Below are 25,219 nucleotides of genomic sequence, written 5' to 3'. Positions count from 1 at the left end.
CATGATGACCTCCTCCACCACGCCGAGCCCGAGCGCCACGGTGCTCGGGCTCGGCGGCTGCCTGGACTACGAGACCGTCTGGGACTCCGCCGTGATGACGGGCCTGGCCCGCGACCACGGCATCGGCCGCGACGACCTCGTGCGAGGCGACGTGATCGAGACCGAGCGCGACCTGGTGCGCTCGATCCTCGCGTTCGTGCGCGACGGCGTGGGCGGCGAGCGCGCCGTCGCCAGCCACGACGTGGTGGAAGCGGTCGCAGGACGGCACGAGCGCCGCGTCACCCTGGGCGGCACCTCGGTGCGTGCGGCGCTCGCGATGAGCGCGGTCGGCATCCCCTCGACCCTCCATCTGGTCGCGGAGGACGACCACGTGCGTGCGCTGCTCCCCGACGACGTCGAGTACATCTGCTCCCGCGACGCCGACGCGATCAACCCCCACCTGATCATGCAGTTCCCCGCGGGCGCGCGCGTTGAGCTCGCGGACGGCACCGTGGTCGAGTCGCAGCGTGCGAACCGGCTCATCTACGTGTGCGATCCGCCCAACCGCGAGATGGCGCTCGCTGACGAGTTGGGCGACCTGCTCGCCACGGCGCAGGTGTTCCTGATCTCCGGCTTCAACTCGATGACGGACCAGCCGATGCTCGTCCGGCGCATGCGCGAGCTGCGCGACGCGATGGAGCGGCTGCCCGCCGAGGCCACCGTGGTTTTCGAGGACGGCGGATACCACGTGCCCGGGTTCGAGCGCATCGTGATCGACGCCATCACGGACCGCGTGGACGTCTACGGCATGAATGAGGACGAGCTGCAGGCCTACGTGGGCCGGCCGGTGGACCTGCTCGACCCGGTGGACGTCGCGGCGGCACTGCGCCGGGTCCGCACCATCGTGCCCGCGCGCACGCTCGTGGTCCACACGCAACACTGGGCGCTCGCGCACGGGACGGCCGCCGCGACGATGGCGGCCGCGCTGGAGGGCGGCATCGACATGGCGAGCGCGAGGTATCTGCACGGCGACGGGCTCGACATCGCGCGGCTCGCCTCCGTGCGCGAGGTGCCGCGTCAGAGCGCCGGCGAGGAGTTCTCGCTCAGGCTCGCCGCGATGCTCGGCACGGACGTGGCCTGTGTGGCTGCACGCGAACTGGTGACCGATGCGCCCACCACGATCGGTCTGGGCGATGCGTTCGTGGGTGGCCTCGTCGCGTCGCTCGCCACCGGCGTCGCCCAGGGTCGCTCGTCGTGACCACAGCCGCGCGCGCGTGGATCCTGCCGGCGAACCAGCCGCCCGCCCGGTTCTACGCCGGAGGAGAGCGCATCGCGGCGTTCCGCGGCACCGGCCCCGCTCAACCCCACACACCCGAGGACTGGGTGGGGTCCGTGACCACGCTGTTCGGCCACGACCGGCTGGGGCTGAGCACGCTTGCTGACAGCACGCTGCTGGCCGATGCCGTCCGCGCCCACCCGGTGAGTTGGCTCGGTGCCGACCACGTCGCGAGGTACGGCGACGACCCCGCGGTGCTCGTCAAGCTTCTCGACGCGGGCCAGCGGCTCCCGGTCCACGTGCACCCGGACGTGCCGTTCGCGCAGCGTCACCTGGGACTCGGCCACGGCAAGACGGAGGCGTGGATCTTCCTCGAGCCCGCGCCGGTGTGGCTGGGGTTCGTCCGCGACGTGTCGCGGGAGGAGGTCCGCTCGTGGGTGAGGGACCAGGATGTCGACGCCATGCTCGGCGCGATGCACCGTCTCCAGCCCGCCGCGGGCGACGCGGTGCTGGTCCCTGCCGGCACGCCGCACGCGATCGGCAGGGGCGCGCTCGTGGTCGAGCTCCAGGAGCCCACTGATCTGTCGGTGCTGATGGAGTGGAAGGACTTCGCGATCGACGGCGTGCGGGACGGCCATCTGGGCCTGGGATTCGACGTCGCGCTCGAGGCGCTCGATCGCCGCGGTCGCGAGCTGATCGAGGTGGCGTCGTGGCGCGAGTCGAGCGCCGAGGACGACGGCGCACTGCTGCCGGGCGCGGCGGAGTTCTTCCGCGCGGAACGGCTGCGTGGCGACTCGCGCTGCGACGCGGGGTTCTCCGTGCTGGTCGTCGCCGACGGTGAGGGGGTGCTGGTGCCCGCACACGGGCCGGAGATCCCGGTGCGACGGGGCGTGACCCTCCTGACCCCGCATGCCGCCGGCGACCTGTCGCTGGAGGACCGCGGTGGGCTCGAGGTGCTCCGCTGCCGTCCACCCGCCGCGTGAGCGCGCGCAGGCCGACCCGGCCCGCGCATCGGCCCCGTGCAGTGAAGCCCAGGAGACTCGCGTGTCGAGTCCCGGTCGCGAGCGACTAGCGTTGGCCCATGGGATTCCTCTCGCGTTTCACCGGCGCACGCAAGCGTGTGGATCCGTACGGCCTGTACGAAGACGACTCGGCTCAGCTACAGCGGTTCGTCGATGCGGGGGCGGACGTCTCCGCGCCGCGCGACAGCGAGTTCTCCGTGACGTTCAAGGACGAGGACAAGGCGCGTGCCGCCGCGAAGGAGCTCGGCGAGCGTCGGTTCCCCGGCGAGCTCGTGGAGCCGAGCCACGGCGTCGACGAGTGGTCCATCATCATCTACGGCCGCGACGAGCCGCTGGTGCCCGACTTCCTGCGGGAGACCGTCGACGTCGCTGAGGGCATCGCGACCACCCACGGCGGCGAGTACGAGGGCTGGGCCGCGCTGTACACCGCCGAGGAGAAGGCAGGCTGGGGCATCGAGCCCCTCTGACCGTCAGCGCTGTCGGGCGGCCGATGCGGGGGCGGGCTTCAGCGCCTGCGCGATGATCTCAGCGGATGCCGACCGCGCGCTGGGCGTTGATCGCCCTCGTCTGCGACGGCAGGGTGAACAGGTCGATGATCCAGCCCACGCCGAACACGCCCGCAGTGAGCAGGTAGAGCAGGCCGCGCCCGATCTTGCCCAGGTAGAAGTGCTGCACGCCGAAGAGTCCCAGGAAGAACCACAGGATGTAGGCGAGCAGCAGGCTCTTGGGCGCGTGGATGGCGGTCGAAGGCATGCTCATGGCCTCAGGCTACGCCCATGCACCCGCAGCGGTGCGTGCGAAGCGCGACGCGCAGCTCGGCTCAGCTCATGATGTGGGCGGCGGTGGCCCGATGCGCGGGCGGCAGGTCCTGCGGCCGGTGCTCTGCGCCGGGCACGACGAGGTGGGTGGCGCCGCGGCTCTCCAGGTGCCGGGCGACGTCCTCATAGATGTCGTCCCAGCCGCCCGTGATGACCAGGGTGGGCACGTGCATGGTCCACTTGCGATCCAGGGGCGCCTCCCACGGCGCGCCCGCCTGGCGCATCGTGCGCCCCACCGCGTCCGTCAGCGGATCCTCGCGGTGCATGCGGCCGCCCAGCGCAGTCAGCAGCCGGTACCCGAGCTCGGCGTCGGTGCAGTCGAGGTCGGCGCGGCAGGCGAAGATGGGGCCTACTTGGGCGATGTGGGCCTCGGTCGCGGGAGTGTGGCGCGTGAGAGCCAGAGCCGCCGGCTCGAACAGCGTGAGGCTGGCGATGCGCTCGGGGTAGTGCTGCGCCGCGAGGAGCGCCCCGTTGCCGCCGAAGCTGTGGGCGATGACGTGCACCGGGCGGGTCGCGCTGGCGCCCTCGACTGCCCAGTCGGCGTGGTCGGCGAAGCCGCCGTTCGCCTCGCGGAAGTCGTGGAAGCGGGCGCGCTTTGCATCGAAGTCCGGCACGGCGCTCTCCAGGTAGCGCACCAGGTGGCGCCACGCCTCGGGGCCACCGGAGGCGATGCCTGGCAGGAACGCGACGTCCATGGGATCAGTGTGTCAGGAGGCCGGTGGGGTCGCGGGGTGAGGCGGTGCCGAGACGACGTTCCCGTCGGAGTCCAGCACCACGTTCTTGGCGGGGCTGGTGTCGCCGTCGATCCGTGCGAGCAGCAGACGTGCCGCGTGCGCGCCGATCTCGCGGGCGGGCAGCGGCACGGTGAGGAGGCTCGAGAGCGGGAGGGAGAAGCGCGGCAGCATCTCGCAGGCGGACACGGTGATCTCGCCCGGGTTGATGCCGCGCCGCACCATCGCCGCGAGCATGCCCACGGCGGTGAGGTTGTTGGCGGCCACGATGCCGTTGGGCGGAATCGGCAGGTCGAGGAGGTAGTCCAACGCGTCCGCCCCGCCCTCGGGCTGGAAGTCGGTCCAGACCAGGTACTCGTCGAGGGCTCCGCCGTTGCGCTCGCACACCTCGCGCCATGCCTCCGCGCGAGCACGGGCGGTCTCAGCGTGCGGGGGGCCAGTGATGCACGCGACGCGGCTGCTGCCCTGGGCGAACTGCCACTCCGTCGCCTCGGCCGCTCCGGCGAAGTTGTCCGCCATCACCGCATCGGCTCGCGGGTCCTCGATGTGGCGGTCGACGGCGACCACCGGCCGGCCCTCGTCGAGCAGGGGCACGAACGCCGTGCCCGTCGAGGACGGCGCCACGATCGCGCCCGGCATGCCCTCGTCCTGGATCACTTGGACGTACGAGGCCTCGTAGTCGGGGTTGTCATCCGTGTTGCACAGCACCAGCGAGTAGCCCGCCTGGCGCATCACGCCCTCGGCGCCGCGGGCCAGGGCGGTGAAGAAGGGGTTCTCGATGTCGGGGATGACGAGCGCGACCATCTCGGACTGGTTGGTGCGCAGGGAGCGGGCTCGGCGGCTGGGCCGGTACTCGAGGTGAGCGATGGCCTCGCGGACGCGCGTCTCGAGCTCGGGACGGACGGCTGTGCCGTTCATCACGCGACTCACGGTCGCTGGCGACACCTCGGCGTGCGCGGCGACCTCGTAGATCGTGGCCATCCGCTTACCTTAGGGGGACTTATCTGAGTGGGAGAGGACCTACGGCCCTGGCTCGCCGGGCTGCGCCGCCGCCTGCTCCTCCACGTCGGTGGGCGCCACCGGGTTGCGGATCCCGAGCCACGAGATCGCCGCGCCCGCGGTCATCGCGATCGCCGTGGCCCACATGGCGCGGTGGAACCCGTCGAGGTCCAGCGCGCCGCCCACGATCGCGCCCACCGCCGCGATGGCGATGAGTCCCGCGATGCGCGAGATCGCGTTGTTGGTCGCGGACGCGATGCCCGCGCGGGATGGTTCGATCGCACCCAGGATCGCAGCGGTGAGCGGCGACACGGTCAGGGTCAGGCCCAGGCCGAACACCACGATGCCCGGCAGCATCTGCCACCAGTAGTTGAAGTCGTCGCCGACCGCGAGCATCATCAGCGACCCCACCGCCATGCCGAGTGGACCGGCCGTCATGAACAGGCGCGGACCGAACCTCCCGGCCCACGCGCCCGCACGCGAGGACAGCGCGATCATGATGAGCGTGATCGGCAGCGACGCGAGGCCCGCCAGCGTCGCCGAGAGCCCCGCCTGCTCCTGCAGATAGACCACGATGACGAAGCCGCTCAGCGACAGCGCACCGTAGATCATCCAGGTGGAGAGGTTCCCCCACGCGAAGTTGCGCACGCGGAACATGCTCAGCGGGAGCATCGGCTGCCTGGCCGTCGCCTGTCGCCACAGGAACCCCGCTGAGGCGAGCGTGCCGACTACCGCGGGCACCCACACGAGCGGGTCGCCCCACCCCAGGTTCGGCTCCTCGATGAGTGCGAACACGATGCCGCCCAGGCCCGGGACGCACAGGAGGGCGCCCAGGTAGTCGATGTGCGCATCGGGCAGGCGGGCGTCGCGCTGCTGGAGGCGGGTGAGCAGCCACAGGCACGCCGCGATGGGCAGGACGTTGATGAGGAACACCAGCCGCCACGACGCGAGGTCCACGAACAGCCCGCCGATGATGGGGCCCGCGATCATGGCGCCGGCGGTCGCACCCGTCCAGGTGCCGATGGCCTTCGCCTGCGCCGCGCCGCGGAAGTTCGAGGTGATGAGCGCGAGCGAGCTCGGCACCAGCATCGCGCCGGCGACGCCCTGCAGCAGCCGCGCGATGATCAGGAATGGCGCGCTGGGCGCGACGGCGATCAGCACGGACGTGACGCCGAACGCGATCAGGCCCCAGCGAATGACGCGGATGCGGCCGTACGTGTCGGAGATCGACCCAGCGACCAGGATGAACGCGCCCAGGGTGATGAGGTAGGCGTCGACGGTCCACTGCTGCGTGGTGATGCCGCCGCCCAGCTCGTCGACGATCGCGGGCAGCGCGACGGTCACCACCGTGCCGTCGAGGAAGCTCACGAAGCTCGCCATGATGGCGATCCACAGGATGAGCGTCTGCTCGCGGGGGACGTCGGTCACGCCGGGCAGCCCGGCCGATGCTGGGGAGGGCACGGTGTCAAGCGTACGGCCGATGCGCGGGCCGGGTCGTGGCGGTAGCGTCAGAAGCATGAGAATCGATGACCCTGAGCTCGCCGAGGCGATCGACGTCGCCGCGCGCGAGGACGACTTCAGCGGACTCGTATCGGTGCATCGGGACGGCGAGCAGATGCTGGCTCGCCCGTACGGATACGCGCACCGCGCGCACCAGGTCCCCGTGACCCCGCTGACCCGGTTCGGGATCGCCAGCGGGTCCAAGGCCTTCACTGCGCTCGCGGCCGTGCGGCTGGTCGAGAGCGGCACGCTGTCGCTCGAGGCGCCCGTGCGACGGTGGCTCGGCGACGACCTGCCGCTGGTCGACGAGAGCGTCACGCTGGAGGAACTGCTGACCCACACCTCGGGCATCGGCGACTACCTCGACGAGAGCGGGGACGCCGATATCTCCGAGTACGTCCTCACGCGCCCGGTGCACACGCTGGTGACCGCCGAAGACTTCCTGCCCGAACTCGAGGGCCACGCGCAGCAGGAGGTGCCGGGGGAGACGTTCCGCTACAACAACGGTGGCTTCATGGTCGCGGCGCTCATCATCGAGCGTGCGTCCGGCGAGGCGTTCCAGGAGGTGGTGGCGCGGGAGGTGTTCGCGCGGGCCGGCCTAAAGGAGACGGCGTACGAGCGCTCCGACCGGTGGCCCGGAGACGTCTCTCTCGGGTATCTCGAGGAGACCGGGGACTGGACCAACGTGCTGCACCTGCCGGTACGCGGGGGCGGCGACGGCGGGGCCGTGACGAGCGCGGCGGACCTGGACCGGTTCTGGCGGGCGTTCGCGGACGGGCGCATCGTCAGCCTGGACTTCGCAGCCGAGATGATGCGCGCCCGCCACGACGTGCCCGACGAGGGCATGCGGTACGGGATGGGGTTCTGGCGGCACCCGACAGGGCCGCAGTGGATCATCGAGGGCTACGACGCGGGGGTGTCATTCCGTTCGACGTTCGACCCGGAGACCCGCGTGACCGCGACGGTGTTCGGCAACACGTCCGAGGGCGCGTGGCCGGTCATCGGCGCGGTGGCGGCGCGGCTGTTCCCCGACGCGGTCGAGGGCGTGTGACGTCGGTCGAGCCGCTGGTCGCGAGGGCGCGCTCCCTGGTGGCCAATGCGGGCGGCGGCCGGGTCGTGCTCGGTATCGTGGGCGCGCCCGGATCGGGCAAGTCCACGCTTGCTGATGCGGTGGCGGCTGGCGTCGGTGCGGCCGATGCGGTGGTGGTCCCCATGGACGGGTTCCACCTCGCGCACACCGAGCTCGAGCGCTTGGACCGGGTCTCGCGCAAGGGTGCGCCGGACACATTCGACGCCGCGGGGTTCGTGGCGCTGCTGCGCCGGATCGTCGCGCGCGACGAGGACGTGGTCTACGCGCCCGAGTACCGCCGGGACCTCAGGAACGGGGTCGCCGGTGCGATCCCGGTGCCGCGCGACGTGCCGCTGGTGATCGTCGAGGGGAACTACCTGCTGCTGGACTCGCCTCCGTGGGACCAGGTTGCTGGCCTGCTCGCAGAGTCGTGGTTCGTGGAGATCGACGAGGCCGCCCGCCTCGAGCGGCTGATCGCGCGGCACGTGGCGTTCGGCCGCACACCCGAAGCCGCGCGGGCGCACGCCCTGGGCAGCGACCAGCGCAACGCCGAGCTCATCGCCGCCTCCGCGCATCGGGCGGACCTCAGGGTTGCGCCGTCGCCTACGGTGGATCGATGAACCGACAGAATCGAGCGACCCTGATCAATGCCGGCAGCGGTGCGATCGTCGCCGTGGTGCTCGTCCTGGCCTTCGACATGCCCGTCTCGAACGCGATGATCGTCCTGGGCCTGTGGATCATCGCGGGCGCGGCGATGCGCATCCTGATCGAGTACGTGCGCGTGCGGCGCAGGGCCCGCGACTTGCCCGAGAGCTGACGGCTGCGGCCATGATTTGCGGCCATGATTGCTACGCAGGGCGCGCCGCAGGCGAGATGGTGGGCGTGACGACTACGCAGGAGGCTCAGCGCTCTCGAGCGCGGTGAGCCAGTCGGCCCAGAACTCCTTCCATGGCTCGGTGGCGGTCGGCTCCGCGATCTTCTCGTGGCTGACGGTGAACCGCGTTCCCGCCGGGGCCGAGTCAAAGTTGAACAGCACCGACCCCAGCGCGGCACCGTCCTTGGCGTCCGTCAACGCATAGCGGGGCGACTTGACCCCTGCCTTGGACGTGCGGGTCGCGACCACGTCGGGAAGCAGCGCCGCGCGCGACTCATCGTCCTCGATCAGGGCTTTGAGCGCATCGGGCGTGGCGGCGATGGTGCGCGAGCGGGAGATGGTGAACGTGCCGTCGGGCATCTGACCGGGCAGGCGCTTGCCGGTGATGCGCTCGTAGCCCACCGTCACGCCTTGTGCCCACCAGCCGCCGATCTCCGTGGTTGCCATCAGCCAGGCCGCGATGTCGGTGTGGGTGGCGTCGCGGCCTGGGCCGGCGTCGATGAGGGCGACCCACTCGTCCCAGACGCGGCCGGTGGCCTTGTGTACCTGTGCGTCGGTGGACTCGGGCTGCGAGACCCAGCCGGCTGGCGCATCGGCGCTGCTGGGCTGGGGGAGGAGGGCGCGGCGTGCGGCGGAGTACTTCTCGCCGGTCTTCGCCATGCGGGTGCGGATGCGCTTCTTGAAGGACTCTTGAGTGGTCATGGGAACTCCCGTGGGTCAAGCGCGTTCCCCGTCGCTCGCGCCGGCCGGGCCGCGCATCTGACACGGCAGTTCGTCCGCGTCGAGCACTCTCAGGTCCCCTTTGCCTCCACCGGCGGGCCGGTCTGCGGCAGCGCGAGTGCCGCATCGGAGGTCAGGCGAGACGGGTCGCCTGCGAGGTTCAGAATAGCGCCGATGCGCGGGGTTCGCGGGGTGTGGCGGGCGTCGGTGCGCGGGCGGATTGCCGATGCGACGGGCATCGCGACAGTAAGGAGTGCGGAGGTCGCATCGCCGTTGACACGACCCCCGCAGTCCTGCACGCGACTCGAGGCCGCGTGACTGACCGCCATCGTGTCAGCACTGCGGGTGATGGTGTGACGTTGTGAGGGCTCACACGCGAACCGTGACCTGATCGTTGCTATTCGGAGGCTGCGCTGCGTTCGCTGGAGGTCCAGCTCCGCCCGTCTGCGCGGGCGTCGAGATAGGCGTCGATGGCGTGGTCGGGGATCAGGTGGTTCTCGATGCCGTCGGCGTCGGGGTCCGTGAGAGTTGGGGCCGCCCGGGCCGGTCCGGTTCCGGTCGCGCAGTCGCCGCTCGTGTCGCAGTCGACCAGCTGCACGCGGGGGTTGAAGATGTGGATCGAGGTCGAGTCGGAGGTGGTGGTCGCGGTTCCCGGGGCCTCGGCCCAGGTGGAGCCGCCGTCGAGGCTGTAGTGCCCGGTCCACGTGGTGGCGAGCGTGAGCGCGGAGCGGTGCTCGTGTCGATCGAAGGTGAGGGGCTCGCCTCCGGCGTCGTAGCCGCGGCTGGTGTCTGAGGTCGTCAGCTCGGCGCCGTCCGACGTGGTCCAGGTGAACCGCGTGGGCGTGGCGCGCAACAGCACCGGGGTGCCGAGGACGGTGACGGCGCTGGTTTGCGGCTCGGCGCTCGCGACCGGGATCACGCCCATCGATGCGATGGCCCAGCCGGTCGCGGGCTCGGTGGTGTAGCTGGTGGGGGTGATGGTCATGGCGCGCCAGGCGCTCGCGATGGCCGCGGGGAGGGGGCTGGTGCCGCATTCGTAGCCGGTGATCTGGGTCCAGGGGCCGTAGCCGCCGTCGTCGAGGGCGCGCGACACCCAGAGGGGTGGGATCACTGTTGAGGCCGCAGGGCAGTCGAGTTCCGGAGTCTCGTATGCCTCCGTGCAGGCGGGGATCTCGCCCGGCCACTGGCGGGTGATGGGGGCCGTGCCTTCTAGGAGCACGAACCAGTCGTTGCACATCTCGCGCCGCTGGTAGCGGTCTTGAGGGGTGTCGGATGACGAGACTGGGGTGGTGTCGAAACGCGGCTCAGTGCCACCACCGCCGTAGCCGACCTCCACATTCGCTTGGCAGGTGTTGGCGTTCCACTCGTGTTCGTTGGGGCGGTCGCTGCCCCGGCATTCTTGAGCCGCCGCAACAGGAGAGACATGAATCGACGCGACGACAAGAAGTAGCAGTGCGAAGAGCCGCGTCGTCCTCATCGCCTACAGCTCCTGCGAGCCCACGTCGCGCACAGACCACGCTTCGCCGTCATGGTCCATAAGTACTGCAACGGTGTGCCTTGACTCAGGTACGTCGAAGACCGGTGCACCTTGGTCATTCAGGACAGTTGCTGCGTCGACCACAATGTCGAACTCCACTTGCCAGGTGCCGTCGGTTTGGAGCCCTCCACGAGGATCAGCGTCCTGGACCTTGATCTGGCCGCCCGTGAGCGTCTCATTAGCGGAGTCCAGAGATCGTGCGTAGTCGAGCGCACTCGTGCAGAAGGTGCAGGTGTCGCTTGACATCGCCTCGAAGAGACGCGTATCTCCATCGAGCACCATCGCCCGAGATTCGGTGACCAGAGTGCTTGCATACGCGAATGCACCCCAGATGTCTGCGGTCATTGCGCCGTCGGGGAGCGCCGCGATCACATCTTCCTCGGTGAGCGCCGTCGCAGATGGCGACGGGGTTGGCGAGGGGCTCGGAGACTCGCTCAGCGCCGGTGTCGCGGTGGGCGTCTCGGTCACGATTGGATCGGGGTCGCCAGCGCATCCGCCCACCACGAGCACGGCCGCGACCAGCGCGACCACAAGCCTGGACCGTCCCCACCCGCGGTTCATGGGCGCGACATTACCGACATACCGCGTTGAGCGACAGGGTCGGGGCGAACCTGGGGATAGCGAGAATGCACCTCGGGCCCCTGTCCTGTCATGGCTGCTCGTCGTCGAGTCGAACCGCGACGTCATGGACTTGCCAGTAGCCATCGTCGAACTCCACGACGCTGATGACGATTGCCTGTCCACCCGGCTGCATGTCGAGTTCAACGCCTTCCGGGCTGTAGGTGTACATATCGGTGAGTTCGACCTTCTCCTCCACCCACCAGAGCCCGTCGTCGTCCTGGCCGCCCATCGGATTCGCGTAAACGTCTCCCCATGCGTAGGTGCCGCCCTCGACGGTGGCATCGGTGTGCCTCGCACTATTCGAAGTATCGAGCGACTCGACACAGGTCCCGCATTGTGGATGGCTGAGGTGCGCGAAGAGGACTGCGTCACGATCCGACTCGAAGATCCTCGTGCTGAGGTCGAGGTAGAACCGCGCGAATACCGCGGCACCGAGCAGGTCCTCTGTCCGTGCCAGTGGGGGCAAGGATTCGATGATCTCCCCGGAGGTAAGCGCAGAGAGGGCCGGAGCCGATGTCGGAGTGGGTGTCGCGCTCGTCGCGGTGGGTGACGGCGAGCCAGCACTGACGGGATCAGGCGTCAGCGAGCACGAGCTCGCCGTCAGTGTTGCCGCGGCGAGCACGACCGCGATCATGGACTGTCGATGCCGGAGGTTCATGGCCGCGACGCTAGTGACGTAGTGGGAGCGACTGCGGCACAGTCGGCGAAACTGTGGACAACCTCCGAACCACCGGCCCTGTGCACGCGCATCGTCCGCCGTGAAATAGGGTCGTGACGGTGGAATCACCGACGACTGACGCACCCGAACTCGACTCACCCGGCGACCGCATCGGCCCTCCGTCGCCGCGTCCCGTGTGGCACCTCACTCCCGAGCGCAACTGGATGAACGACCCCAACGGGCTGGTCCACGTCGACGGCGTGTTCCACGCGTTCTTCCAGTACAACCCCGGTGGGGCGGGCTGGGGCAACATGAGCTGGGGCCACGCGGTGAGCGAGGATCTGCTCACGTGGCGCGAGCTCGACGTCGCGATCCCGTTCACGGACAACGAGCAGGTGTACTCGGGTTCGGCGGTGATCGACCACGGCAATACGTCGGGGCTCGGAGACGGCGTGACCGACCCCGTCGTCGCGATCTACACGGCCGCCACGACCGACAGACTGCAGGCGCAGGCGCTCGCGGTCAGCCGCGACCGGGGCATGACGTGGGAGCGATACGCCGGCAACCCCGTGCTGGACCGCGGCTCGCGCGAGTTCCGCGACCCCAAGGTGTTCCGCTACTCGGGAGGGGACGGCCCCGCGCGCTGGATCATGGTCGCGGTCGAGGCCGTCGCCCACGAGGTCCTCATCTACTCGTCCGAGAACCTGCGCGACTGGACGTGGGAGAGCAAGTTCGACGTCCCCATGCCGCTCGACGAGCTCTGGGAGTGCCCCGACCTCATCTCGCTGCCGCTCGACGGCGAGGAGCGTTGGGTAATGCTGCTGTCGACGCACAGCCACGACCCCGCCAACACTCAGGGCTCGCGGATGCGGTGGTTCCTGGGCGACTTCGACGGGCACCGATTCGTGCCGGCGCCGGGGGAGCAGTGGCGGCTGCTTGACCTGGGCCGCGACTTCTACGCCGGGGTGACGTTCGCGGATGCGCCCGACGGTCGCCGCCTCATGCTCGGGTGGATGTCCAACTGGCAGTACGCCCGCGAAGTGCCCACGGAGCCATTCCGCGGCGCGATGTCGTTGCCGCGCGAGCTGTCATTGCGACGGGCCGATGCGCGGGCTGGCTCCGGCGGCATCGACCTGGTGCAGACTCCGGTGGTCCCGGAGGGGCTCGAGTGGCGTCCGGTGGATGTCGCCGCCCACGAGCCCGCCGAGGTCGAGGTCGGAGTGACCGGGGTGCTGTCCGTCGAGGCCGACCTGGCGGGCGGCCGCACGCTGGCGCTGGAGCTGTGCTCGGGCGACGAGGTGCTCGCGACGGTGACCCTTGACGGCGCGTCGCGCGAGCTCGTGTTCGACCGGCCGGCGCCCGGAGGCGAAGGGGTCCACGAGACGTTCCCGAGCGTGCGGCGGATGCCACTCGGTGGCGACGGCAGGCTCGCGTCCGTCCAGATCTTCCTTGACGCCCACCTGGTGGAGATCTTCGCGTGCGATGGCGCGGCGGTGATGTCGCATCAGGCCTTCGTGGGCGCCGACGGGTGGCGCGTGCGGGTGGCTGGCGACGCGTCGGCGCAGGTGATGGTGGGGGCGACCGACACTGAGTGACCGGCAGGATCCGCGAGCTGCTCCGATCCGACACTGAGCGCCCGCTGCGACGCTAAGGCGGAGATGGGGCGAGGGGTGGGCCCGGGCGAGGGGCGGGCATCCGGAATGGGCTCAGGCCGGGGTCGCGTTAGGTTGAGCAGTAGATCCCCCTGTCGAAAGGACTCAGCCATGCCCACCATCGCGATCGTCGGAGCAGGACCCAACCTCGGAGGCGCCGTCGCCCGCCGGTTCGGACGCGAGGGGTACTCCGTCGCCCTCATCTCGCGCGACCAGGCCAAGCTCGACAGCCTCGCCGAGGCGCTCGCGGAGCACGGCATCACCGCCAAGGGCTACTCGGCGGACGTCAAGGACGGCGCCCAGCTCGAAGCGGCGCTCGCGAACGCCGCTGCGGAGCTCGGCCCCATCACCGCCCTCCAGTACAGCCCCCTGCCGTCGCGCGACTACCTCAAGCCCGTGCTCGACCTCACGCCGGAGCTCGCGCTCGAGGCGCTGCAGTTCTCGGCGCTCGGTCTCATCCACGCCGCGCGCGCCGTCCTGCCCTCCATGCGCGAGGCCGGCGAAGGCAGCATCATCCTCATCAACGGCGGCACCTCCGTGAAGGCCCGTCACGGCTTCGCGGGCACCTCCGTCGCCTTCCCCGCCGAGAGCGCCTACGGCGAGATGCTGCACGATGCGCTTGGCGAGGAGGGCATTCGCGTCACCCAGCTGGTGATCCCCGGCTCGATCCCCAAGCTGCAGCTCGAGAACGGCCTCGACGACGTCGCGGAGAAGATCTGGGAGCTCCAGACGTCGGGCGAGGACTTCCGCACCATGCTGATCCCGCTCGAGGACGGCCGCGAGTAGCCCCCACGCTCGACGCACAGAGAGGCGGCTGACGGCCGGCTCGGTAGAGTCGTATGCCAGCGGCCTCATCTCTTGGGAGACTCATGTTCGACGACTGGCTCGAGTACGCGATCCACACGGCGGCTTCCGTGGGAGTGGCGGTGGCTGCTGGGCTGGTGATCAAGCTGGTCATGCGGCTGGTGTCGCGCCGGCAGTCCTGGGCCAAGGCTCTCGTTCTGCACACACGTCGCCCCTTCTGGGCGCTGGTGCTGCTTGCCGGAGTGTGGGTCGGGGTGCGGGACTCGTTCCCCGCGGACGACTGGCTCCCCATCGTCTCCCGGTTGCTGACGATCCTGGTGATCGGCGCATCGGCGTGGCTGCTCGCCGGCCTTGTCGAGTTCGTGGCCGACCTGGCGCTCGACTACAACCGCATCGACGTGCCGGACAACAGGCTCGCGCGACGGCTCCGCACCCAGACGCTGTTAGTGCGGCGGCTCGCGATCGTGATCATCGTCATCGTCGCGATCGGCGCCGTCCTGCTGACCTTCGATTCGGTGCGCGCGCTGGGAGCGAGCGTGCTCGCATCGGCCGGTATCGCGACCATCGTGGCCGGCCTCGCCGCGCAGTCCCTGCTCGCGAACATGTTCGCGGGCCTCCAGCTGGTGTTCAGCGACGCGATGCGCGTGGACGACGTGATCGTGGCCGAGGGCGAGTGGGGTCGCGTGGGCGAGATCACGCTCAGCTACGTGGTGCTCGAGCTGTGGGATGACCGGCGGCTGGTGCTGCCGTGCACGTACTTCACGACCACGCCGTACGAGAACTGGACGCGCCACGGTTCGGAGCTGTTGGGCTCGGTGGAGTTCGATCTGGACTGGCGGGTGTCGCCGCAGCGCATGCGCGAGCACCTCAAGGAGGTCCTCGACGAGACGACGCTGTGGGACGGGCGCGCACAGGTGCTGCAGGTGACCGAGGCCGTGGGCGGATACGTGCGAGTGCGCATCCTCGTCACCGCCGCTGATGCGCCCACACTGTTCGATCTGCGCTGCTACGTGCGCGAGGCGATGGTGATGTGGCTGCAGAGCAACATGCCCGATGCGGCGCCCGCGCAACGCGTGATCGTCGCCGAGCCGGGTGATGCGCCCAGGGCCCGGCGCCCGCGCAAGAGCGACCCGACGGCGACGTCCGAGATTCAGGGCCTGTTCACTGGCAGCGCGGAGGCCGAGGAGCGCGCGACCCAGTTCACGAGCGGCATGGCGCGCGAGGTGCGCGAGCGGGAGGCCGAGGAGCATCCGGCCGATGCGGACTCCGGAGATGAGTCCGCTCGTTCCTGAGCGCTCGGGAGGGGTGCGTGCGCATCGGCCGGGCAGATAGGCTCGAGTCTCCGCCTGCGTCACCCGCCTTGGAGGTTTTCGATGCCCGCCTATGACCTCTCCGGTCGGCTCGTGGTGGGTGTCGCGTCCAGCGCGCTGTTCGACCTGACGGAGTCCGACGCGTACTTCCAGGCGCACGGCGAGGCCGCCTACGCCGAATACCAGGACCGCAACGTCGACGTGCCGCTCGAGCCCGGGCCGGCGTTCCCGTTCATCCAGCGCCTGCTGCAGCTCAACGACCTGAGGCCGGGGGACTCGCTGGTCGAGGTGATCGTGCTGTCGCGCAACGCGGCGTCGACGGGGCTGCGCGTGATGCGGTCCGTCGAGCATCACGGGCTGCAGGTGACGCGCGCCTTCTTCACGCAGGGCCGGTCGCCGCTGTCATACATCCCCGCGCTCGGCATGAGCCTGTTCCTCACCCAGAACAAGGACGACGTCTGGGCAGCCGTGCGCGCAGGCCATCCCGCCGGGCACGTGCTGCCCAACACCGCCGCCTACGAGGACTCGGACAAGTCGCTGCGCATCGCCTTCGACTTCGACGCGGTGCTCGCGACCGACGAGTCCGAGCGCATTTTCCAGACCGAGGGCATGGCTGGGTTCGTCAAGAACGAGGTCGCCAAGCGCGACGTGGCGCACTCGCCGGGCCTGCTCAAGCCGTTGCTCGAGGACCTCAACCGCATCCAGCGGCTCGAGCAGGAATTGCAGGCGGCCGATGCGACCTACGAGCCACGCGTGCGCGTCGCCTTGGTAACGGCGCGGGCTGCACCCGCCCACGAGCGCGCGGTGCAGTCGCTGCGGTCGTGGGGCGTCACCGTGAACGATGCGTTCTTCCTGGGCGGCATCGAGAAGGCGAAGGTGCTCGAGGTCATGCGCCCGCACCTGTTCTTCGACGACCAGGACGGGCACCTGTCGGGGGCCTTGGAGCACGTCGCGGGAGTGCACGTGCCATACGGGGTGGCGAACGAGGCGCTGGAGGATGCCGCTCCCGTGGAGAGCGCGTGACCGACCTCGTGGGCTACCAGGCCCGGGAGTCCTGGATGGGCGACGAGTACGTCACTCTCGGCGACGTCTGGCCTACGGCGGCGCGGGCAGCCATCGTCGGCTTGAACCCCTCGCCCGTGAGCGTGAAGGCCGGCCACTACTACCAGGGCAGGGTGGGTCAGCGGCAGCTGCGGCGCATCGGGGATGTGGCGGGCTGGAATCTGCCTGCAGGCGTCACTCAGTTCGAGGAGGCCGCGCTTGATGCGGGCTTCGGACTGACCGACATCGTGAAGCGACCCACCGTGGGTGAGCGCGACGTCTCCTCAGCCGAGCTTGACTATGGACGCGACGTGCTGCGCGCCAAGCTCGAGGAGCGCGGTGTCGGCCTCGTCATCTGCGTCTTCCGCCATCCGGTCGAGGCGCTACTCGGGGAAGCCGGGATGCCAGGGCTCCAGGGCGCCCGCACCGCATCGGGCGCACGCGTGTTCCGGATGCCGGGACCCTTCGACGCCGCTGACAAGGCCGATGCGGTGATGCAGGAGCTGCGCGAGCTCTTGGACGAGTCAGCGGACGCGTAGACGCCGGTCCGCGCTCAGTCGCACGTTCCGCAGATGCCCGTCGCCGGGAGCTCGGTGTAGCAGGTGGGGCACGGCTCGCGCTGCTCGTCGGCACGGTTGCGACGGGTGCCGCCCCCGCTGCCCCCGCCGATGCTGTTCGTCGGGAGCGGGACATGGGAGTAGGTGCCGGGCGCTGTCCGGAGCTCGACGAAGCCCGAGTGCAGCCACGCGAGCGCCGGTGGCCCGTCGCGCCCCTCGAAGGCCACGTACTGGCGGCTCTTCACTGGCATGTAGATGCGCCCGTGCTCGAACGTCGCGAGCGTCTCGCGGGCGAGCTTGTGATTCTCGACGGGGATCCGGAACTCCTTGAGCGCCTGCTCGACGTTCTCGAAGTACTGACGAGGGCTGTCATCGTCGATCGGTGCCGTAGGCGCTTCAGTCATGTCACTGACCTTACGGCGCTGGACGGGTGCCGCCTCGCGGCGGTGCGCTCCGTCGGCGGGCGCCCGAGCGCGGAGGCGGGTGCGATCTGGGCATTCCAGGAAATCCTAGAATGGCGCGACGGCACCCCACGAGGCCCGGCCCGCGACGCGGGTCGGCGGTGATGCCCGGCGAGAAGGGTCGAGCGCATGGGGCGTATCACCAGGCGTGACGAGCCGTGCTCGCAGGTCGCCCACGTGGGCCTGGGCCGGAAGGCGCGTGCGCTCGCGGTGGTGATGGTCGGCGCGCTCACGGTGGCCTCGTGTGCGGGCGAAGCGGACTCGGTGGAGGTGGAACTGCCGCCCACCGAGGGCGTGGTCGATTATCAGTTGGGTGGCGCGTACGACACGGTGGACGCGGGGGCCGGGCCGGTCGGCATCGACGTGGTGGTCCGCGACGCGACGGCCGAGCCCCTGGAGGGCGCCTACAGCGTCTGCTACGTCAACGGCTTCCAGACTCAGCCTGGCGAGGCGGAGCAGTGGCTCGTGACTCCGGAGCTGCTGCTTCGCGATCAGGCCAGCGAGCCGGTGGTGGACCCGGACTGGCCCGACGAGTTCATCCTCGACCCGTCGACGCCGACTCAGCGGGAGGGGATTCTCGACGTGCTGTCGCCAGTCATTGCGGGGTGTGCCGAGGCGGGCTTCGACGCCGTGGAGATCGACAACCTCGACACGTGGACACGGTTCGACGGGGTGTCCGAAGACGGCGCCCACTCCCTGGCCCGCGCCTATGTGGAAGTGGCGCACGAGCACGGTCTGGCGATCGCGCAGAAGAACGCCGCCGAGGTCACGCAGGTCGCCAAAGAACAGTTGGGCTTCGACTTCGCCGTGGCCGAAGAGTGCGCGGTCTGGGACGAGTGCGCAGCGTATGCGGACGTGTACGGCGAGCACGTGCTCCAAGTCGAGTACCCCGATGCGCTCGCCGAGGCGGGCATGACGTTCGCCGAGGTCTGCGGGCTGCCAGGCACGGCGCCGCTCACGGTGCTGCGCGACCGCGACCTGGTCGCCGCGGGCGAGCCCGGGTACGTCTACGAGTCGTGTTGAGCGCAGTCGTGAGCGGCGAAGGGAAGCGCTAGATTCGCGATATGAGCACGCTTCGGGGGACGCGTCCTGCCTGGTCGGCCGCGATGGTCGTGGTCGCCGTCGCCCTGGCCGGGTGCGCCGACACGGGGGACCCTGTGGTCACGTCCTCGCCGCCTCCTGAGGCGACGCCCGCCCAGAGCACCGTGTTTGAGTTCGAGTCCCAAGAACTGTCCGGCAACCTGTTGGGCGCCTCGACCGAGATCACCGTCGGCATCCTGCTGCCCGATGCGTACGTCACCTCCGACGACCCGCTTCCCGTCCTTTACTTCTTGCCCGGCTACACCGCGTACGACACGGCCGCGGACATGCCCGACGTCCTCGGCGAGGCACTCAATGCGACTGAGCCCATGATCGTCGTGACCATCACGGGCGCCAATGAGCTGGGCGGCAGTTGGTACACGGACTCGGATGCCATTGGTAACTGGGAGCAAGCCGTGGTGACCGAAATCGTGCCGTACGTGGATGCGCACTACCGGACCCGCGCATCGGCCGCATCGCGAGGCCTTGCCGGGCACTCGATGGGTGGATATGGCGCGCTCACCATTGGGATGAGGCATGCCGATGTGTTCGGCTCGATGTTCGTGATGGCTCCCGCGGTGGCGGGGGAGGAGGGGATTGGTGCGCCTGCGCTCTTCGGGTCGCCGTCGAACGCGCGAGCGGTGCTATCGGCGCTGGAGGGTCTTGAGGGTCTGGACGGCGAGGAGTTGCTGAGCGCCATGTCGACGTCGCCGGCGGGCTTCCCGCTTTCGTATGGCACGGCGTTCGCGCCGTCGCCGGAGCCGCCGTACTTCCAGTACCCGTACTCGCTGGTCGACGGTGAGGCCGTGCGCGATGACGACGTGTGGGCGCTGTGGGAGGCGGGCATCGGGGGCATCGACGTCGAGATCGCCCAGCACCGCGAGGCGCTGCTGTCTCTCGAGGCGCTGGGGCTGGACTGTGGCTCGAACGACGAGCTGCGCTGGATCGTGGACGGCTGCGACTTCATCGACGCGGAGCTCACCGCGCAGGGCGTGCCGCACACGTATACGGTGCACGACGGCACCCACACCAGCCTGTTCGACCAGCGGATGACCGACGTGGTGCTGCCGTTCTTCGCGGAGGCGTTTGCTGGGTCGTCCTAGGCCTTGTCGGTGGCGCAGGGCGGGCCGTCCGGGACGGTGCCGCGGCTCCACAGCACCACGTCGATCACTCGGAGCGGGCTCACCAGGGAGTTGACGCCGGCGGCGCGTCGCCACTGCTTGGCGGTCGTCCACAGGTCCCGCCGACCATCGGTGAACAGAGCCTGCATGGCGGCCCAGTGCTCGTGAGGATTGCTGACCTCCATCTGTTCGGCGACCACGGACCCGTACGCGGGGACGAGCTTGCCGCGCTTGCGGGCGAGCAGCTTGCTGACCGAGACCGGACCGAAGCCGGGCGCCTGGCTCCAGTGATCCCAGAGCTTCGCTGCAGGCCCGCCGTCCTTAAGGAGTTTGGTGCCGCTCTTGGTTCCGATCTTCGCCTTGACCGGGAGCTTCTTGAGCAGCTTCTCGGTCTTCTTGAGGTTGCGCTTGTTGAGCATCCACACGGCGGCCGGGCCTGGGACGGGTGAGGTGAGGGTGGCCAGCGCCACCAGGTCGCCGGGGCTGACGGTGTTGACCTTGGACTTCTTGTCCCAGGGGTGCCCGATGGTCTCGAACTCGGCGCCGCTGTCGGGGCTCGAGCAGTCGCACTTTCCGAAGTAGTGACGCAGTCGCGAGACGGCGTCGTCACGGTCGCCGACGGTCAGGGTCGTGGAGCCTTGCGATGTCGTGTTCATCCTTCGACCGTACGCGCAGGTTGCGGGAAGCGCAGATCCACGGCACATCGGGCTCCAGCGTCGGCCAGATCGTCTCCGGTGACAACGGTGGCTACACGGGTGGAGAGTAGGGTTCGGGCATGAAGCTCGGACGCCTTTCCCTACCCCAGCGAATCTCAGCTATCGCGATTGCGGTGGTCATTCTGGGTGCTTTTCTCCCGTGGTTCTCGATCCTCGGTGTGAGCGTGATCGGTATCGAAGGAGATGGGCTCATCACCCTGGCGCTCGCCTTGGCAGGAGCGGTGATTCTGGTGCTGACGACTGGCGTCGTGGGGCGTGAGCGTAGGCCGGGTCGTGCGTCACAGATTGCTCTGCTCGTGCTCGCGATCCTCGTGGCTTTCGTGGGGTTCTATGACACGAACGGCGCTGCGGCGATGGGCCTGTACCTGACGCTGTTCGCGGGCATCGCCTGGGTGGTCGGAGCGGTATGGCAACTGAATCTCGGAGGCCGGGGACGCTACTCGCGGGCGTTCGGGCCTCCCGGGCAGGACTGATCGCGGCGGCTCGTGTCCGAGGCCGACGACGGGGCCGTGGGCGTCAGGCGCCAGGAATGGGGGAGGAATGACGACGGAGGAAGTGCCACAACCCTTTGAGGTCTACGGGGACGGCGAGACGTACCTGCACGGCACCAAGGTGCTGCGACGAACGGGGGACGTCCTGACGCCGGGATATGCGTCGAACTACCGCTCGGACCGGGTGGCGAACCACCTCTACATCACGAAGACGCTGGACGCCGCGACCTGGGGAGCGGAGCTCGCTTCGGGCGAGGGACGCGGCCACATCTACGTCGTCGAACCTGTCGGCGCGGTTGAAGACGACCCCAACGTGACGGACAAGCGCTTCCCTGGAAACCCGACGATGTCCTACCGGACCCGCGAGCCGGTCCGCGTCGTGGGGGAGCTGCTCGACTGGGTGGGTCACCCGGTCGAACAGGTGCAACACATGCGGGACTCGCTCGCGGATCTCGAGCGGCGTGGCGAGGCCATCATCGACGACTGAGTGCGTCGCGCAGCCGGTCTACAGTGACTGGTGGAACAAGGGAGTTCATTCATGGGTACGTCACTGTCGCAATTCGATCTCGCCGGCCGCACGGCGGTCGTCACCGGAGCGACCAGGGGACTCGGTCGCACGTTCGCCCTAGCGCTTGCCGAGGCCGGGGCCACCATCGTGATCGTCGGCCGGGATGCCGATGCTGCGGCCTCCGTCGCGGCGGAGGTCGCCGACCGCGGGCGCGAGAGCGTGGTGGTGCTCGGGGATGTGACCGTCCGTGCCGATGTGGAGCGCATGCTTGCCGAGGCTGTCAGCGCATTCGGAAGCGTCGACATCCTTGTCAACAACGCGGGCACATGCATCCATAAGCCCGCGCTCGACGTCACCGACGACGAGTGGCGTCAGGTCATGAGCGTCAACGTCGACGGCGTGTGGCTGGGCTGCCAGGTTTTTGGCCGGCATATGGTCGACCGGGGCAGTGGTTCCATCATCAACATCGGCTCGATGTCGGCGCAGATCGTCAACCGGCCGCAGTGGCAGCCCGCGTACAACGCGTCGAAGGCGGCCGTTCACCACCTCACGCGCTCGCTCGCGGCCGAGTGGGCGCCTCTCGGCGTGCGCGTGAATGCGCTCGCCCCCGGCTACATGCGGACCGACATGTCGCCCGTCGACGAGCCGCAGTTCCAGCGCTACTGGAAGGCCGATGCGCCGCTCGGCCGGGTCGGCGAGCCCGACGAGCTCGCGGGGGCGATCGTGTACCTGGCGTCGGACGCCTCGTCGTTCGCCACGGGCACGGTGTTGACCGTCGACGGCGGATACACCGTCTTCTGAAGTAGGGGATGAATCACGTGGGCAAACAAGCGACCGAAGGTCACGATGTCGTCAGCGATGGCGACACCGACCGGCTCGCATACCAGTCGCTGCGCAAGCGTCCGGCCGACCGTTCCGAGCGCTACGCGCTCGGCAAGGCCCTGCGCAAAAAGGTGCCGAGGAGCTCGCTGGGCGAGTGGCGCATCGGCCGCGAGGACCGCGACCCCATCGCACTCGTGGAGGAGAACCATGAGGGACGCATCCCGGAGCTGGTCGCTGTGCGGGTGGCGCGGATGGCTGCTTCGCCGTACGGGTTCCTTCGCGGCTCCGCGGTGGTGATGGCCGATGACGTGGCACGGCTTCCCGCGACCGGGATCACGCCGGTGGTGTGTGGAGACGCGCACCTGGGCAATGTGGGCTTCTACGCCTCGCCCGAGCGCGACCTGGTGCTGGATCTCAACGACTTCGACGAGGCGCACCCTGGCTCGTGGGAGTGGGACCTGCGCCGGCTGGTGGCGAGCACCTGGGTGGCAGGCCGCGAGACCGGCGCCTCGGAGAAGAAGTGCAAGCAGGCGGTGCTCACATGCGCGCGGTCGTATCGCGAGGAGATCCGCTATCAAGCGAACCAGGCTCTCTTCACCCGCTCGTTCGAGCGACTCGACATGGACCGGATGGCCCTCCACGAGACGGGCAGTTCGCTGGACTCCGAACTCAAGCGGGCGGCGAAGCGGGCGCGCAAGCGCACCTCGGACCGCGCCCTGCCCCGCTTCACCACGGAGAACGGCGGCGCCCGCCAGATTGTCGAGGAGCCGCCGCTCATCACCCGGCTGCCCGAGGCCGAGGCCGAGATGGTGGCCGAAGGGCTCGATGAGTACCTGATGACTCTCGACCCGCACTGGCGGCGCCTGCTCGGTGGCTACACGCTCGTCGACGTGGCCCACAAGGTCGTGGGTGTGGGGTCCGTGGGCCTGCGCGCGTATGTGGCGCTGCTCGAGGGATCGAGCAAGGAGGACGTGATCTTCCTTCAGCTCAAGCAGGCTCGGAGGTCGGTGCTCGCGCGGCACGTGCACGGCGACAAAGCACTGCACGAGCACCAGGGTCAGCGAGTGGTGGAGTATCAGAAGGCGCTGCAGACCGTGAGCGATCCACTGCTCGGATGGACCACCGTGGATGACCGGCAGTTCTACGTGCGGCAGTTTCGCAACATGAAGGGCGCCGTGTCGCTCAAGAACATCTCCGGGAAGGCGCTCGCGAACTACGCGGGCATCGCCGGTCGCCTACTCGCGAAGGGCCACGCGCGCACCAGCGGCGCGTCGATGATCGCCGGCTATGTGGGAAAGGGCACCAATCTGGACAAGGCGATGGCGACGTTTGCCCGTGCGTATGCGGATCAGACGGAGGCCGACCACGAGGCGCTGCTGGCCGCGGTCGAGAGTGGCCGGATGCCGATCGCCGAGGGTGCGTAGCGGGAAAGGCTGGCGCGTGTCGACTTGTGACGAAAAGCCCGACCACTGTTGATACTGGCGCCACGCCCGTGGCCGCTGACGGTTGACGCACCGCCGAAGTCCCCATCTCCCCATCCCGCCGTCGACAACCGCAGGAGACGCAGCACCTGGCGACGAGCGCGTCCTGTGCGGTACGGGCTACAGGGGGCCGATGCGCGGGCGGCTTGGGAGCGGCCGGTGTCGGTTCTCGATTTGCACTCCCGGATTTCGCTGGATGCCGTGAAGGCGACCTGTTCGCGCCCGCGTAGATCGATACCCGGCAAGGAGCTGGAGCGACCCCCAGGAGCAGGCCATGCGGCACCGTGCCACCGTGCGCGCACGGTCGGGGAAGAGGTGTCTCCGGCTATTCGCTCGTCCCGCTACACGTCTTGCGCATCCATCTCGGCCCAGAAGGCGTTCCTTAGGCCGTGTCGTTCGGAATCGGTCAGCGAGTAGATCTGCAACACATCAGAGAGGTCCCGCAAGAGGGTTGAGTCGAGTTCCCGCGGGATAGAGGGACGGCTCGCTTTCAGTTCCACCAGTTCCGCCTGGGTCGCGGAACCAAGGAATGCTCCAAGGACTGCCCGCACCACGCGCTGGGTGGCTTCCTCGCGCTCGGACGGATCCACGTCGTTCAGCGGAGCATGGCCTTGCGGTGTTGCCGAGGGTGCGTCGCCTGACGCTGTCGAATAGACCGGAACAGCGGCGGGAGGGGGTGAAGTGGGGCGGACTGCGGTTGGCTTTGGCCTTGCTAGTTCAACAGGGCTCGGGTGGCGTAGCGCGGCGTCGACATCGTGTGGGATCACGGGCGCGGACGCCTCGAGCACGTTGGCAACTGCTCCTGCCAGGATGGTCTTGGCAATACGTTTGGCGATTGCTCCTTCGAGCATTTCCGAATTGAGGAGATCGAGTCTGTCCGCAGCTGCGTGCAGGTGGCGGGACACGCCGTGCGGGCGCCCTGTGGCATCTGGAACAGCGAGCACGATCACCTCGACGCCTGTGACCTGTGCCTGGTCGACTGCCTCCGTCAGGTCGTCATCACCCGAGATCAAGACAAGTGTGTCGATCGCGCCATTGCGTGCGTGAGTCACCATATCGAGGCCAATCTTGAGGTCTACGCCCTTCTGCTGGCCCTCGTTGCCGATGCGTCCGAGCCGGAGCTTCACCCGCGGGACCATCTCGATGACGCGCTGGTCGCTGTCGGGCGACTGGTTCGGCGCTGCGTCGTACCAGTAGGAGCGCAGCACGGGACGCCCGGCGATCTCCTCAGCCTGGCGGAGAACTCCGTTGATGAGTTTCGGGTAGTCCGGCTGGATACCTTGCCGAAACGAGCTCCCGGTAAGTCGTGTGGCTGCGGACGCCAGCAGATAGCCCGCATCGATGTAGACGGCTGCGTTGGACCTCATCGGT

General features: G+C 69.2%; 28 protein-coding genes. 17 read left to right on the top strand and 11 right to left on the bottom strand.

Annotation, left to right across the window (positions count from 1 at the left end; translation table 11 throughout):
- Position 1 precedes the first annotated feature (1 nt).
- The 3 genes from QQX02_RS02240 (at position 2) to QQX02_RS02230 (ending at position 2,744) form a co-directional block, all read left to right on the top strand.
- The gene (locus tag QQX02_RS02240) at positions 2-1,237 is read left to right on the top strand and encodes an ADP-dependent glucokinase/phosphofructokinase (RefSeq protein WP_301140945.1); all 1,236 of its coding nucleotides are present in this window, start codon (positions 2-4) and stop codon (positions 1,235-1,237) included.
- The gene (locus QQX02_RS02235) at positions 1,234-2,238 is read left to right on the top strand and encodes a class I mannose-6-phosphate isomerase (RefSeq protein WP_301140944.1); all 1,005 of its coding nucleotides are present in this window, start codon (positions 1,234-1,236) and stop codon (positions 2,236-2,238) included. Before QQX02_RS02240 ends, QQX02_RS02235 begins: the two co-directional genes overlap by 4 nt.
- A 98-nt stretch (positions 2,239-2,336) precedes the next feature.
- Positions 2,337-2,744: a ribonuclease E inhibitor RraB gene (locus QQX02_RS02230; protein ID WP_301140943.1), complete on the top strand. Its 408-nt coding sequence runs from the start codon at positions 2,337-2,339 to the stop codon at positions 2,742-2,744.
- A 58-nt stretch (positions 2,745-2,802) separates the two neighbouring features.
- Here QQX02_RS02230 and QQX02_RS02225 read toward each other — a convergent pair whose 3' ends face one another.
- The 4 genes from QQX02_RS02225 to QQX02_RS02210 all read right to left on the bottom strand — a co-directional run bounded on the left by QQX02_RS02225 (position 2,803) and on the right by QQX02_RS02210 (position 6,205).
- Positions 2,803-3,036: a TM2 domain-containing protein gene (locus QQX02_RS02225; RefSeq protein ID WP_301140942.1), complete on the bottom strand. Its 234-nt coding sequence runs from the start codon at positions 3,034-3,036 to the stop codon at positions 2,803-2,805.
- Positions 3,037-3,097: 61 nt separating this feature from the next.
- Positions 3,098-3,790, bottom strand: a complete 693-nt coding sequence (locus tag QQX02_RS02220; RefSeq protein WP_301140940.1) for an alpha/beta fold hydrolase — start codon at positions 3,788-3,790, stop codon at positions 3,098-3,100.
- Between the two features lie 12 nt (positions 3,791-3,802).
- Positions 3,803-4,807, bottom strand: a complete 1,005-nt coding sequence (locus tag QQX02_RS02215) for a LacI family DNA-binding transcriptional regulator (RefSeq protein WP_301140938.1) — start codon at positions 4,805-4,807, stop codon at positions 3,803-3,805.
- A gap of 39 nt (positions 4,808-4,846) precedes the next feature.
- Complete coding sequence (locus QQX02_RS02210; protein WP_301143631.1) at positions 4,847-6,205, bottom strand: MFS transporter; 1,359 nt, start codon at positions 6,203-6,205, stop codon at positions 4,847-4,849.
- Between the two features lie 136 nt (positions 6,206-6,341).
- Between QQX02_RS02210 and QQX02_RS02205 the strand changes: the two genes are divergently transcribed.
- The 3 genes from QQX02_RS02205 to QQX02_RS02195 are packed head-to-tail and all read left to right on the top strand — an operon-like array spanning position 6,342 to position 8,211.
- A complete protein-coding gene (locus tag QQX02_RS02205; protein WP_301140936.1) occupies positions 6,342-7,376 on the top strand; it encodes a serine hydrolase domain-containing protein in 1,035 nt (344 codons plus the stop codon).
- Positions 7,373-8,014 carry a nucleoside/nucleotide kinase family protein gene (locus QQX02_RS02200; protein WP_301140935.1) on the top strand — a complete coding sequence of 214 codons (642 nt, stop codon included), beginning with the start codon at positions 7,373-7,375 and terminating at the stop codon, positions 8,012-8,014. The genes QQX02_RS02205 and QQX02_RS02200 overlap by 4 nt, the downstream gene beginning before the upstream one ends.
- Positions 8,011-8,211, top strand: a complete 201-nt coding sequence (locus QQX02_RS02195) for a hypothetical protein (protein WP_301140933.1) — start codon at positions 8,011-8,013, stop codon at positions 8,209-8,211. Before QQX02_RS02200 ends, QQX02_RS02195 begins: the two co-directional genes overlap by 4 nt.
- Positions 8,212-8,283: 72 nt before the next feature.
- Here QQX02_RS02195 and QQX02_RS02190 read toward each other — a convergent pair whose 3' ends face one another.
- From QQX02_RS02190 to QQX02_RS02175, 4 genes are all read right to left on the bottom strand, one after another.
- Positions 8,284-8,970 carry a hypothetical protein gene (locus tag QQX02_RS02190; RefSeq protein ID WP_301140931.1) on the bottom strand — a complete coding sequence of 229 codons (687 nt, stop codon included), beginning with the start codon at positions 8,968-8,970 and terminating at the stop codon, positions 8,284-8,286.
- A gap of 415 nt (positions 8,971-9,385) precedes the next feature.
- Positions 9,386-10,465 (bottom strand): hypothetical protein, encoded by a 1,080-nt coding sequence (locus QQX02_RS02185; RefSeq protein WP_301140930.1) that lies wholly within the window; start codon positions 10,463-10,465, stop codon positions 9,386-9,388.
- 3 nt (positions 10,466-10,468) lie between these two features.
- Complete coding sequence (locus QQX02_RS02180; protein ID WP_301140929.1) at positions 10,469-10,993, bottom strand: DUF6318 family protein; 525 nt, start codon at positions 10,991-10,993, stop codon at positions 10,469-10,471.
- A 181-nt stretch (positions 10,994-11,174) separates the two neighbouring features.
- The gene (locus QQX02_RS02175; RefSeq protein WP_301140928.1) at positions 11,175-11,780 is read right to left on the bottom strand and encodes a hypothetical protein; all 606 of its coding nucleotides are present in this window, start codon (positions 11,778-11,780) and stop codon (positions 11,175-11,177) included.
- A 143-nt stretch (positions 11,781-11,923) separates the two neighbouring features.
- On the opposite strand from QQX02_RS02175, the gene QQX02_RS02170 reads away from it, so the two are divergent.
- From QQX02_RS02170 to QQX02_RS02150, 5 genes are all read left to right on the top strand, one after another.
- The gene (locus QQX02_RS02170; protein ID WP_301140926.1) at positions 11,924-13,399 is read left to right on the top strand and encodes a glycoside hydrolase family 32 protein; all 1,476 of its coding nucleotides are present in this window, start codon (positions 11,924-11,926) and stop codon (positions 13,397-13,399) included.
- A gap of 168 nt (positions 13,400-13,567) precedes the next feature.
- A complete protein-coding gene (locus QQX02_RS02165; RefSeq protein ID WP_301140925.1) occupies positions 13,568-14,242 on the top strand; it encodes an SDR family NAD(P)-dependent oxidoreductase in 675 nt (224 codons plus the stop codon).
- An 83-nt stretch (positions 14,243-14,325) separates the two neighbouring features.
- Positions 14,326-15,552 carry a mechanosensitive ion channel family protein gene (locus QQX02_RS02160; RefSeq protein WP_301140922.1) on the top strand — a complete coding sequence of 409 codons (1,227 nt, stop codon included), beginning with the start codon at positions 14,326-14,328 and terminating at the stop codon, positions 15,550-15,552.
- A gap of 81 nt (positions 15,553-15,633) precedes the next feature.
- Complete coding sequence (locus QQX02_RS02155) at positions 15,634-16,593, top strand: 5'-nucleotidase (protein WP_301140921.1); 960 nt, start codon at positions 15,634-15,636, stop codon at positions 16,591-16,593.
- Complete coding sequence (locus QQX02_RS02150) at positions 16,590-17,150, top strand: uracil-DNA glycosylase family protein (protein ID WP_301140920.1); 561 nt, start codon at positions 16,590-16,592, stop codon at positions 17,148-17,150. The genes QQX02_RS02155 and QQX02_RS02150 overlap by 4 nt, the downstream gene beginning before the upstream one ends.
- Positions 17,151-17,164: 14 nt before the next feature.
- Here QQX02_RS02150 and QQX02_RS02145 read toward each other — a convergent pair whose 3' ends face one another.
- Positions 17,165-17,572 (bottom strand): hypothetical protein, encoded by a 408-nt coding sequence (locus QQX02_RS02145; RefSeq protein WP_301140919.1) that lies wholly within the window; start codon positions 17,570-17,572, stop codon positions 17,165-17,167.
- Positions 17,573-17,758: 186 nt separating this feature from the next.
- On the opposite strand from QQX02_RS02145, the gene QQX02_RS02140 reads away from it, so the two are divergent.
- Positions 17,759-18,652 (top strand): endo alpha-1,4 polygalactosaminidase, encoded by an 894-nt coding sequence (locus QQX02_RS02140; protein WP_301140918.1) that lies wholly within the window; start codon positions 17,759-17,761, stop codon positions 18,650-18,652.
- Positions 18,653-18,693: 41 nt separating this feature from the next.
- Entirely contained in the window at positions 18,694-19,812 is a 1,119-nt protein-coding gene (locus QQX02_RS02135; RefSeq protein WP_301140917.1) for an alpha/beta hydrolase, read from the top strand.
- On the opposite strand, the gene QQX02_RS02130 is transcribed toward QQX02_RS02135, so the two are convergent.
- Complete coding sequence (locus QQX02_RS02130; protein WP_301140915.1) at positions 19,809-20,486, bottom strand: DUF6308 family protein; 678 nt, start codon at positions 20,484-20,486, stop codon at positions 19,809-19,811. The two genes, QQX02_RS02135 and QQX02_RS02130, sit on opposite strands and share 4 nt — an antisense overlap.
- A 119-nt stretch (positions 20,487-20,605) precedes the next feature.
- Between QQX02_RS02130 and QQX02_RS02125 the strand changes: the two genes are divergently transcribed.
- From QQX02_RS02125 to QQX02_RS02110, 4 genes are all read left to right on the top strand, one after another.
- Entirely contained in the window at positions 20,606-21,019 is a 414-nt protein-coding gene (locus QQX02_RS02125; protein ID WP_301140914.1) for a hypothetical protein, read from the top strand.
- A 67-nt stretch (positions 21,020-21,086) separates the two neighbouring features.
- Complete coding sequence (gene arr / locus QQX02_RS02120) at positions 21,087-21,524, top strand: NAD(+)--rifampin ADP-ribosyltransferase (RefSeq protein ID WP_301140913.1); 438 nt, start codon at positions 21,087-21,089, stop codon at positions 21,522-21,524.
- Positions 21,525-21,575: 51 nt separating this feature from the next.
- A complete protein-coding gene (locus tag QQX02_RS02115) occupies positions 21,576-22,346 on the top strand; it encodes an SDR family NAD(P)-dependent oxidoreductase (protein ID WP_301140912.1) in 771 nt (256 codons plus the stop codon).
- An 8-nt stretch (positions 22,347-22,354) separates the two neighbouring features.
- Positions 22,355-23,791 (top strand): DUF2252 domain-containing protein, encoded by a 1,437-nt coding sequence (locus tag QQX02_RS02110; RefSeq protein ID WP_301140911.1) that lies wholly within the window; start codon positions 22,355-22,357, stop codon positions 23,789-23,791.
- 398 nt (positions 23,792-24,189) lie between these two features.
- Here the strand turns inward: QQX02_RS02110 and QQX02_RS02105 are convergent, their stop codons facing one another.
- Complete coding sequence (locus QQX02_RS02105) at positions 24,190-25,215, bottom strand: NYN domain-containing protein (RefSeq protein WP_301140910.1); 1,026 nt, start codon at positions 25,213-25,215, stop codon at positions 24,190-24,192.
- Between the last annotated feature and the right edge of the window lie 4 nt (positions 25,216-25,219).

This window comes from Demequina muriae (assembly GCF_030418295.1).
Classification (GTDB): Bacteria; Actinomycetota; Actinomycetes; order Actinomycetales; family Demequinaceae; genus Demequina; species Demequina muriae.
Note: the sequence above shows the minus strand (reverse complement) of the source record. Positions and strands in the feature narration are given on the sequence as shown.